Origin of the sequence: Waltera acetigignens, from assembly GCF_025567015.1 — a bacterium.
Lineage (GTDB): Bacteria > Bacillota > Clostridia > Lachnospirales > Lachnospiraceae > Acetatifactor > Acetatifactor acetigignens.
Window position 1 is genome coordinate 1 of the sequence record NZ_JAOQJO010000044.1, and the last position, 1832, is coordinate 1832.

General features: G+C 41.3%; 4 protein-coding genes. All 4 read right to left on the reverse strand.

Annotation, left to right across the window (positions count from 1 at the left end):
* Positions 1 to 93: 93 nt before the first annotated feature.
* The 4 genes from OCV96_RS19325 to OCV96_RS19340 all read right to left on the reverse strand — a co-directional run bounded on the left by OCV96_RS19325 (position 94) and on the right by OCV96_RS19340 (position 1590).
* Complete coding sequence (locus tag OCV96_RS19325; protein WP_006060469.1) at positions 94 to 618, reverse strand: hypothetical protein; 525 nt, start codon at positions 616 to 618, stop codon at positions 94 to 96.
* 53 nt (positions 619 to 671) lie between these two features.
* On the reverse strand, positions 672 to 836 hold the full coding sequence (locus OCV96_RS19330) for a hypothetical protein (RefSeq protein WP_006060468.1): 165 nt from the start codon (positions 834 to 836) through the stop codon (positions 672 to 674).
* A gap of 144 nt (positions 837 to 980) precedes the next feature.
* Positions 981 to 1358, reverse strand: a complete 378-nt coding sequence (locus OCV96_RS19335; protein WP_003020283.1) for a TnpV protein — start codon at positions 1356 to 1358, stop codon at positions 981 to 983.
* A complete protein-coding gene (locus tag OCV96_RS19340; RefSeq protein WP_002569231.1) occupies positions 1318 to 1590 on the reverse strand; it encodes a helix-turn-helix domain-containing protein in 273 nt (90 codons plus the stop codon). The genes OCV96_RS19335 and OCV96_RS19340 overlap by 41 nt, the downstream gene beginning before the upstream one ends.
* Positions 1591 to 1832 lie beyond the last annotated feature (242 nt).

The following is a 1832-nucleotide window of genomic DNA, read 5'->3' on the forward strand; positions in this document are numbered from 1 at the left end:
AAATCAAACGCAGCGCAAACGAAAGGGCAGTTTTCTATAACGTAAGACTGCTTTTTCGTTTACGCCGCTATTGATTGTAGCCTAAAGAAGTTGTCAAAGAGAATTGTTCCAGTATTCCACAGTATTGCCATTCACATCATAGAATGTAATGGTTCCCGCATTTATAGGCAAAACAATCGCAAAAGGTTTATTGCTGTCAATGTCAAGCACTTGAATTGTGTTGCCGTCATCTATTTCAAGCTGTGTTACCTGTTGCTGATTCATAGAAATAAATGCTCGCTCATTATATCCTTCTACAGTGTACTCGGCAATTCCTCTTTGAACCCCCGAAAGTTTTCCACCCCCACGGAAAAAGTATCCAAAGGAAAGACCAGGGCGGTTGACATAGACGGAAAAAGAATGGTCACTCAAATCCTGAGGGTAAGAAATATATGCAGCCATCGTGCTGGAAACGCTTCCATCGACCGTCCAATCATCCTTAATCTTCTGCGACGAACGAATATCTGTCTCCAGCTTAGATGAAGTCACGCCGATCTCATTGTTCGTATAAAGAAAACAAACAAATAAAATACAAACAAGAACAACCCCTATCACAATTTTAAGAAATATTTTTTTCATGCTATCAAAACTCCTTGTCAACTACCGATTTTCTTAATTCGACAAACCGGTATCTAACTGTCTTTGCTAAAAAACCCTATAACAGCCATAATAAATCCTACAGGTATTAAAAGAAAAGACGCCCACACAATACCAATGTATATCAGCTCTAAACCTGCAAGAATCATTATTGCAATACCTAAGAGCATTAAACTGTTACCAAACATAATTTTTTTCATAATGCTTTTCCTCCACAACTTCAAATTGTCGCTCGTCTACCTATCCAACTTAAACGGCACAACATTTCCAACAACGCGTCCAACAAAATATACAATCACGCTCCTTTGCAAATCCCGATTTGGCATAATCATTCTATCATACCGTTATGAATAAATCATCTCTTGCAAAATAATTTCTTCTGCCCGGTTGTGAATGTTATTGCAACGCCGCACCCATTCCATTTCTTGGGTTCGTTTCAATTCCTCGGTCACGCCCTCGGCATCTTTCATCTGCTCCATGATGGTGTCTAACCGTTCCTGTGCCTGTTCGTTCAGGTCTGCAAGGTATGTCCATAACTCCCCGGTCAAGGTCAATGTGTTCAATCTGACTGGGTGGACTTCCCTTAAATATTCCCTGTGCATCCGTCCGTACTTTCCAATAGGGCGGTGTTCCTTTGGCAGCTTCAAATCCGGGATATAGTAATCTCCGACAAGGATATAATCAATTCCGTTTTCCGTTATTCTTGGTTTCAGTTCGCTCATGTTCCTTACCTCCTGTGGAAGCAGGCTCGTCTGGTACTAACTCAATCACATCGGTAATCTCACAATTCAGCGTTTCGCAGATACGGGCTAATGTATCCATGCTGATGTGCTTTCCCTCTTTGCTCATGTTGGCAATCATATTCGTTGTCATACCAGCAGCAAGCCTTAAATCTTCTTTTCTCATATCACGCTCTAACAGTGTATGCCAGAGTGGTTTATAGCTGATGTGCATATTGCTTTCCCGCCTTCCTATCCATACCACCGGGGCGGCTGCCCCGGCAGGAACTTTTCTCTTATTATAGCACCAATCTTGTGTAATCACAATTTATTCTTGTAGACTGCCGCTGATACCGTCTGGATTGTGCTTTTCCTTTCTTTTTGTTCCCTTTAATTAGCTGAATTGGAATCCGAGCTTCCAGTTTGCAAGTTTAAGTTCTGATTTAGCTAATCGCTTGCATAAGTAAATTCTGGCAA

What these genes read in the sequence shown, in the direction of transcription:
- OCV96_RS19325 (WP_006060469.1), bottom strand. Translation starts at nt 618, where the DNA reads ATGAAAAAAATATTTCTTAAAATTGTGATAGGGGTTGTTCTTGTTTGT.
- OCV96_RS19330 (WP_006060468.1), bottom strand. Translation starts at nt 836, where the DNA reads ATGAAAAAAATTATGTTTGGTAACAGTTTAATGCTCTTAGGTATTGCA.
- OCV96_RS19335 (WP_003020283.1), bottom strand. Translation starts at nt 1,358, where the DNA reads ATGAGCGAACTGAAACCAAGAATAACGGAAAACGGAATTGATTATATC.
- OCV96_RS19340 (WP_002569231.1), bottom strand. Translation starts at nt 1,590, where the DNA reads ATGCACATCAGCTATAAACCACTCTGGCATACACTGTTAGAGCGTGAT.